The organism is Arthrobacter sp. EpRS71 (genome assembly GCF_001512285.1).
Classification (GTDB): Bacteria; Actinomycetota; Actinomycetes; order Actinomycetales; family Micrococcaceae; genus Arthrobacter.
The window spans coordinates 81,089-88,737 of record NZ_LNUV01000005.1 but is presented as its reverse complement, the minus strand read 5'-3'; the positions used below and the strand labels follow the sequence as shown (position 1 = coordinate 88,737).

Annotated in this window: 4 protein-coding genes and 1 pseudogene; 2 read left to right on the top strand and 3 right to left on the bottom strand. The window is 63.6% G+C overall.

Annotation, left to right across the window (positions count from 1 at the left end; all coding sequences use genetic code 11):
- From AR689_RS10160 to AR689_RS10150, 3 genes and pseudogenes are all read right to left on the bottom strand, one after another.
- Positions 1–647 (bottom strand): annotated as a pseudogene (locus tag AR689_RS10160) (hypothetical protein); the annotation flags it as partial.
- Between the two features lie 123 nt (positions 648–770).
- A complete protein-coding gene (locus tag AR689_RS10155; protein ID WP_062069802.1) occupies positions 771–2,450 on the bottom strand; it encodes an acyltransferase in 1,680 nt (559 codons plus the stop codon).
- Positions 2,451–2,660: 210 nt separating this feature from the next.
- Positions 2,661–3,557, bottom strand: a complete 897-nt coding sequence (locus AR689_RS10150; RefSeq protein ID WP_062069800.1) for a helix-turn-helix transcriptional regulator — start codon at positions 3,555–3,557, stop codon at positions 2,661–2,663.
- Between the two features lie 129 nt (positions 3,558–3,686).
- Here AR689_RS10150 and AR689_RS10145 point away from each other — a divergent pair, with 129 nt between their 5' ends.
- Both AR689_RS10145 and hrpB read left to right on the top strand, forming a co-directional pair.
- Positions 3,687–4,730, top strand: a complete 1,044-nt coding sequence (locus AR689_RS10145) for an NAD(P)-dependent alcohol dehydrogenase (protein ID WP_062069798.1) — start codon at positions 3,687–3,689, stop codon at positions 4,728–4,730.
- A gap of 91 nt (positions 4,731–4,821) precedes the next feature.
- On the top strand, positions 4,822–7,623 hold the full coding sequence (gene hrpB, locus AR689_RS10140; RefSeq protein WP_062069816.1) for an ATP-dependent helicase HrpB: 2,802 nt from the start codon (positions 4,822–4,824) through the stop codon (positions 7,621–7,623).
- Positions 7,624–7,649: the final 26 nt, after the last annotated feature.

The following is a 7,649-nucleotide window of genomic DNA, read 5'->3' as shown; positions in this document are numbered from 1 at the left end:
TCTGTGCGGGTCCGTTCCACAGCCTGGGCCGCGACCACCTGCAAATACTCCACCGAACGGGACATCTCCTCGACCCTGCCCGCGAAATCAGCAGCCTCAACAAACCCCAACAACCGCACCTCATCGGTGACGGACAAGCGCGCTGCGTCCAGAAGTGCAGCAGCGTCTTGTAGAAGTTCACCCAGCACCACTCCCGAAACCGCAACGGGTCCAGGACGCTGCCCGTGCGGACGCTCGATCGGCTGATCAGGAACCAAGGTGGAGTCCGGGCCAGAGCCGAACCAGGCGTCCGGCCGTGGGCCGGACACCGATCCGGCATTGATTGCCGAAGCATCTACCTCCGTGCCGCCCGTGGAACCGGTGTCCGTGGTTTTGGCGTCGGCAGACTCCGCACCGTTGACCGGGCCAGTACTGTTGACCCGCCCAGAGTCCTTGGGCCGCCTGCCGCCCTCGAAACGGCCAGCACCGCTGGCCAATCCAGTTCCATGGAAATGTTCCAGCACGGTGATGTACGGCGTCGAATCCTTGAACCCTGCCTTGACCACCCGCGGCATGCTCACGACGCGCTGTGACCGAATAGCAGCCAGAGCAGCAACAGCAGGGGACGGTTCCGCCCAAGATGCCATCAACTGCGCCAGTTTCTCCATGAATTAATCATTTCACTGGGGTCAGACATTATTAGCCGCCGGAATTCTCACCGCATTTGCCACGGTAAGCAATGCCAGGCGGCCTCGCCTTTGGAGGCAATAGGTGGATTTCCTGGCGGGGGCCTACAGCGTGGGAAGCACGTACGCAGGTTCAGGCCTGTGGACGCCCCGGGGCCGGTATCCGAGGGCTTCAGCACAGCCGAGAAGGTCAGCCAGGTACCAGATGATTGCCAACCACATCTCTGTGCCCTGCAGGGTGGGGAGAGCCTGGTGACCACTTTCGGGGGCAGCGCTGAAAGCCATTCCCTCACCGGTCCGCCACCGCACAAGTGCCTGTTTGAGCTGTGTCTTTGCCCAAGCTTTGGCGTCCTCCCGGCGGTGGGAGGTCTGCTTGGAGGCCAGCCATAGGGGGTGCACGACGTCCAGGACGTTGCAGGCGTTCTGCCGGCCACAGGCGAAGTAGCGGGGCTCCGCCGAGTGCGCCAGAACTGTGTCTACAAGCCGCTCAACGTGAGGAACCGGCACGCCGAATTGGGCAAACGTGCCGCGTGTCAACCGGTAGTAGCCATTGACCACCTTCAACCGGTTATCCACCGTCGGGGTGCCCCATGTTCCAGCTGTGACGTTGACACGGGTCTGCAACCAACCGAACAGCGCCTCAAGAGCGCCCGGGGTGTTCGGATGCGATTGAGCGAGATTCCAGTACGCTGCCGTCCCCCAGGCATCCACCCATGCGCCGGATTCCCATGCTTCCTTCGTCCACGGCAGAGCATTCAATGATGACAACAGGGCCTCCGGACTCATGTCTGCAATGGCATGGATCGGATGCTCGAAGCCACTGCCGGCAAGGTCCAGGGCGTAGCCAACGGAGAGCACATGGTAGGTAGTGGGACCGCTGCCGAAGGTGAGTGTCGATACTCCTTGAGTCTCGGATCCGAACTCTGGAACCAGGCCGGTCACCGGGTCTTGTAGCTTGCGGAGCCGCGCAACGTGTTCGTCCTGAGACAGTTGTGAAGGTACGGAACCCAACAGCAGGTCCGCGATTTCAATCGCGTCGCAGTGGGCCCTGACAGTGGGGGCAGCACCTGGCCGGTCTACGTAAACGCCACCGGTTTCAGGAACCCAACTCCTCGAAAGTATGGCTGGAGCATCGGCGCGGGCAGCGTTCGCGAAGGCCGCCAGCTCAGCCAGCAACCCGTCGTCGAACGGTGCCTCTTCCGTTGTCGCCCGGATTACTGCGTCACGTCTGTCCCTGATTCGTCGCGCGGGGTTTCCGCCCACTATGGCCCATTCAGGGACGTCCTTGGTCACTACCGCCCCGGCGGCCACCACGGCGTGCGACCCAACTGAGACTCCGTCCAGAATCACCACGTTCGAACCAATCCAGACGTCGTCACCTATGGTGATGCCTTTGCTGGTGAGCGGCTGCTTGAAGACCGGTTCGGACGGCTCCATGGAGTGGTTGAAACCCAGAATGGATGTGTGGGCGCCGATCCGAACTCCGTTGCCCGCGGTGATATTGCCTCGAATCACACTGAACGCATTGACGGTGCAGTCGTCACCAAGGGTGATGGTGCCCGTAACGTAGGCGTGGGCCGCGATGAAGGAATCTGCGCCAATCGTCAGCGTCTCGGGATCAATGTTTGCCAAGGGAGCCAGGAAGGCCCGGTCACCAATATCTATTCCGCCCCGTTCTGCAAAGTGCTTGTGGTAGTCATCCTGCGCCGCGCGTTCTGTTTCTGAGGCAGAGTCCCAAAAAGTCCACGGGGAGTAGTCGTAGTTGAGGCTGTGCTGGGGATTCACGTCGTTGTCTCCACATCAGGGCATGTCACTGGAAAGCGCTTCCCCCATTATTTGCGTCCCGAATACCCCCGGTCAATGCCCCAATGACAAACGATCAACCTCGATCAGCCTTTCGCCATGGACCCCACTGAGACATCGCCCGTGGAGAGCGGGTCATTTTGTTCTGGTGATCTTGAAAGTACGGCCACGATTCCTGGTGACATTGGTGAATTACTTGGTGTGTACGTCCCGGACAAGCCCTGAATCCTCAGATCTTGCAAGAGTCGTCGCCGCCCAGCTTGCGAGCAATTTCAGAGCGTCGTCCGTGCCGGTGCCGGGTTCGGCGTTGTACACAGTCAAAGTCAGGCCCGCGTCAGCAGACAGTTCCAGGGCTTCGTACAGCAAGTGGAGGTCGCCCACCGTCCGGTGACGGAAGTGCTTCTTACCGGTGAAGTGCTGGCGGACATTGTGAGAGGCCCAGCGGACCCGGAATTCTTTGCTGCGGGTGGATAGTTCGCCCACCAGGTCGCTGAGTCCCCGGTCGTAGGGATCCCGGCCCGCCTCCGTCCGCATGATAGCCACGGTGTCGTTGGCCGCGCGTTCCCAGTCCGCGTAGAAGTCACGGCTGCGAGGATCGAGGAAAAGGAACCGGGCGTGGTTGGGCGGCCCGGCGGGACTGTCGTAAATGTCCGAATACAGAGCACGGCCCAGGGCATTGGTGGCCAGCAGATCCAAACGACCGTTGCGGATGAAGGCGGGCGATCCGCTGATCGCATCCAAAGTGAGTTGAACGCCAGGGCGGATGGCCTGCTTCCGCACCGGACGGCGTCTGGACCTGCCGCCGTCGCTCGCCGCACGGGCGAGATCGTACAAGTGGGCGCGTTCGGCGTCGTCGAGCTGCAAGGCGTTCGCTAAGGATTCCAGCACGTTTTCCGAGACCCCTGCGAGGTTTCCCCGCTCCAAGCGGGTGTAATACTCCACACTTACACCGGCCAGCATGGCCACCTCGCCGCGACGGAGGCCCGGCACGCGGCGGTTGCCGCCATAAGCGGCAAGTCCCGCTTGCTCCGGTGTGATCTTCGCCCTCCGGGTGGAGAGGAAGTCGCGCGTTTCGGTCCGGTTGTCCATGCTTTAACGGTAAGACTTCCAGCCCGCTGAGGGAGTCCCTGTCATTACCCCTAACAGCAGTGACTCCTTCCGTTCCGGGAAGCAGGGTTAGATGGAGTTATCCAACAAAGTGAACCACGCAGGAGAAACATGCCTACCGCTAACGCTTATGCTGCCCCCTCGGCCACGGGCGACCTGACTCTAACCACCATCGAACGCCGCGAGGTGGGCCCGAACGACGTCCACATTGACATCAAGTTCGCGGGTATCTGCCATTCTGACATCCACACAGTCCGGGGTGACTGGGGACCGCAGCAGTATCCCTTGGCCCCTGGCCACGAAATCGCCGGCATTGTCACCGAGGTCGGCTCGGACGTCACCAAGCTCAAAGTGGGCGACCGCGTTGGCGTCGGCTGCATGGTGAACTCCTGCAAGGAGTGCAAGAACTGCCTGGCGGGAGAAGAGCAGTACTGCCTCAAGGGAAACGTGGGCACCTACGGCGCCGTTGACCGCGACGGCACCATCACCCAGGGCGGCTATTCCAGCAACGTCGTGGTGAATGAAGACTTCGTGGTCACCATTCCGGAAGGATTGGACCTCGACGTCGCCGCTCCGCTGCTGTGCGCCGGCATCACCACTTACTCGCCCCTGCACCACTGGGGTGCCGGCCCCGGCAAGAAGGTTGCCGTGGTGGGTCTTGGCGGACTCGGCCACATGGCTGTGAAGATTGCCGACGCCATGGGTGCGGAGGTGACCGTGCTCTCGCAGTCGCTGAAGAAGATGGAAGACGGCTTGAAGCTCGGCGCCGACCACTACTACGCCACCAGCGATCCCTCCACGTTCGAGGATCTCGCAGGCACTTTCGACCTCATCATCAACACCGTCAGCGCCTCCATCGACATCAGCGCGTACCTGCAGCTGCTGACGCTCGACGGCACTTTGGTCAACGTTGGCGCACCGGCCGAACCCCTTCCGGTGAACGTTTTCTCGCTGATTGCGGGTCGCCGTCGCTTTGCCGGTTCCGCGATTGGCGGGATCCGCGAGACCCAGGAAATGCTGAACTTCTGCGCGGAGCACGGCCTTGGCGCGGAGATCGAGGTCATCCCGGCCAGCAAGATCAACGACGCTTACGAGCGCGTCCTTGCCTCGGATGTCCGCTACCGCTTCGTCATTGATGCCTCCACGATCGGCTAGAGACGCCGCTTTTCGCGAGGGTGCTGCTCCTTAAAGTCGCAGCACCATAACTCGCTGCACCACAGGAAAGGCCATGCTCCCCTTGACGGGCATGGCCTTTTCTGTGTCCCGCAGCAGGGACAATGGTCAGGTGACTTTCAGACTGGACACCATGGGTAAGGGGCTGATCTTTGCTGATTCCCTCCCGAACCTCACTGCCGCCTTGACGAACCAGACCGACGGCGGCCCTGTCCTCGGCGGAAAGGCAGCGCTTGGCGGGAACGCAGCGATGGGGGGAGCGGCAGCGATTGGAGGAGTTGCCGTGGTTCAGGCGCCTCCGGGTACGGGCAAAACCACACTGGTTCCACCGCTGCTCGCCAATCTCGTGTCGGGACAGATTCACGGCCGGCCGCGCGTCGTCGTGACCCAACCGCGCCGTGTGGCGGCCCGCTCAGCCGCACGCCGCTTGGCCTCCTTGGACGGAAGCCGCCTGGGCGACAGGGTGAGCTACACCGTCCGGGGTGAAAGCAAACTCAGCCGGAACACGGCGGTGGAATTCGTCACTCCAGGTATTCTTTTACGGCGCCTTCTGGCCGACCCGGGACTTGAGGACGTCCATGCTGTGGTCCTGGATGAAGTGCACGAACGCGGGCTCGAAACAGATCTCCTGGTGGGCATGCTCGCCGAGGTCCGCGAGTTGCGGGGCGACCTCACACTGGTGGCCATGTCCGCCACTCTCGACGCGCCGCGTTTTGCCGCGCTGCTGGGACAGGGCGGAACAGGGCTCGACGGCGGCGGGCCGGCTACGGTGGTCGACTGTCCTTCGGCGTTACACCCGCTGGAGGTTCAATGGGCTCCTGCCCGGGAGCATCGACTGGATGCCCGGGGAGTGTCCCGGAGTTTTATCGATCACGTGGCCAGCACTGCGGCGGCTGCCTACATGGCGGCCCTCAACCGGCACTCAGAGGTTGACGCCTTGGTTTTCCTCCCGGGCGCCCGGGAAGTTTCCGACGTCGCATCCCGCCTTCGCGGGCAGCTGCCCCACAGTGTGGAGGTGCTCGAGTTGCACGGCCAGATCGGTCCGGAAGCCCAGGACCGGGCGGTATCAGGCCGGGAACCCGGCGGGTCACCCCGGATCATTGTGTCCACGTCCTTGGCGGAATCGTCCCTAACGGTCCCTGGCGTACGTTTGGTCATTGACTCGGGGCTTTCAAGGGAACCACGGCGGGACGCAGGCCGCGGCATGTCAGGACTCGTGACCGTCTCTTGTTCCCGTGCATCGGCCGATCAACGTGCAGGCCGTGCAGCGCGACAGGGGCCGGGCACCGTGGTTCGCTGCTACGACCCGCAGGCGTATGCTGCGGCTCCAGCGCACCAGACGCCCGAAATCGCGGTTGCGGACCTTACCGGAGCTGCCTTGGTTCTGGCGTGCTGGGGTGCGCCCGGAGGTTCCGGCCTGAAGCTCCCGGACACACCGCCTGCCGCCGCCATGAACGACGCCGTGGAGGTCCTGCGTGAACTGGGCGCCGTAGGCGGGGACGGAACAGTCACCGCCGTGGGCAAGACTTTGGCCCGCATCCCCGCTGATCCACGGCTTGCCCGGGCCCTATTGGAAGGATCTGCGGTGGCGGGCCGACGCGTCACCGCTGAAACCGTGGCAATCGTGTCCGGGGACCACAGAGCCACCGGTGCTGACCTGACAAAGCTGCTCTCCACGCTGCGCTCGGGTTCAGACCCTGGGACCCGACGTTTCGCGGAGGACGTCAAGCGGATGGAGGCGCTGGTCGGGAACGAATCGCGGATAGGGCTGGAGGTCGCCGGAGTCGTGCCTCTTCGACCCGCCGCAGACATCACGGCGAGGGAAGCGCCCGGCTTTGTGGTGGCGCTGGCATTCCCGGACCGTATAGCCAGACGCGTACCCGGTGACGGGTCCACAACATATTTGCTCTCGTCCGGGACACGGGCCGGGCTCCCTGCCGGGAGTTCACTGTCCGGGCATGATTGGCTTGCCGTGGCCGAGGTGTCGCGCGCGCAAGGACGGGATGCGGCGGGAACGGGCGCCGTCATCCGTTCTGCCGCGCCGTTGTCGGCTGAACTGGCGGCAGCCGTCGCCCCGGGCCTTCTCACGGAGAAGGTGCAGGCAAAGTTCGAGCAGGGCCGGGTGATGGCCAGGTTGGAACGCAGTCTGGGCGCGATAGTGTTGTCCTCCACGCCCGTCCGTCCCACCGCAGAGTCCGGGCGCAGCGCGGTGTCCAGGGCGTTGGAGAAGCAGGGGTTGTCCATGATCGGCTGGTCAACGGCAGCCGATTCCTTGCGCCGGCGCCTTGGAATGGTGCACCGTGAACTCGGGAATCCCTGGCCTGACGTCAGCGAGTCCGCACTGCTGTCAAGGCTTGATGAATGGTTGGGCCCGGAAATGGAGGCGTTGGCCACTGGTGCCGCGGCGAGCTCCATCAACCTCGTTGACCCCTTGCGACGCCTGCTCCCATGGCCGGACGCCGCGCGGCTTGAGGACCTCGTGCCGGAGCGCTTGGTGGTGCCGAGCGGTTCGCGTATCCGGATCGACTACCCGGAGAATGTGGACGGCCCGGTTGTGGACGGCCCGGTTGTGGACGGCGGCACAGCCCGCCGCGGTACGGGTCACGACGGCGGCCGCCCGGTGGTGGCGGTCAAGCTTCAGGAATGCTTCGGTTGGGACCGCACGCCGCGCCTCGTCGAGGGCAGGGTGCCCGTGTTGTTTCACTTGCTATCCCCGGCAGGAAGGCCGTTGGCTGTGACGGATGATCTCGCATCCTTCTGGTCCGGTCCCTATGCCCAGGTTCGGGCCGAGATGCGTGGGCGCTACCCTAGGCACCCCTGGCCCGAAGACCCGTGGACCGCACCGGCTACGGCTAAGACGAAGAACAGGATGTAGCCCTCGCCTGTTCCGTTGGCGGGAAG